Raw genomic sequence first — 285 nt, 5'->3', positions numbered from 1 at the left:
CTGCCAGTCCGTCAGTAGGCCTCGCGGCTTGATACACAGCGCGGCGGCGACCACCGGCGAAATCACATGACCGGTGTCCGGGTCTCGAACCGGCTCCAACTTCAAAGCCGCGGGTGGTACATCATCGGCCTGCCCCCTTTCGACCCGCCGCCAAGCTCCCAGCAGGCGCTCCAGATTGAAGCGCTCCCCGTTTCTAGGCCACCCGGAGCTAGAAAATTCCGGGGTTAGAGCTCATTCCGGCGGGGATGCCGGAGAGCCATTCATGAGCGCGATCGGCGGCTTGTT

The 285-nt window shown here is 63.9% G+C and carries 1 pseudogene; it reads right to left on the bottom strand.

The features are described from left to right. Positions 1 to 189: pseudogene (locus V5F77_RS29315) on the bottom strand (ISL3 family transposase); the annotation flags it as partial. Positions 190 to 285: the final 96 nt, after the last annotated feature.

This window comes from Roseixanthobacter psychrophilus, from assembly GCF_043195195.1.
Taxonomy (GTDB): domain Bacteria; phylum Pseudomonadota; class Alphaproteobacteria; order Rhizobiales; family Xanthobacteraceae; genus NCEH01.
Note: the sequence above shows the minus strand (reverse complement) of the source record. Positions and strands in the feature narration are given on the sequence as shown.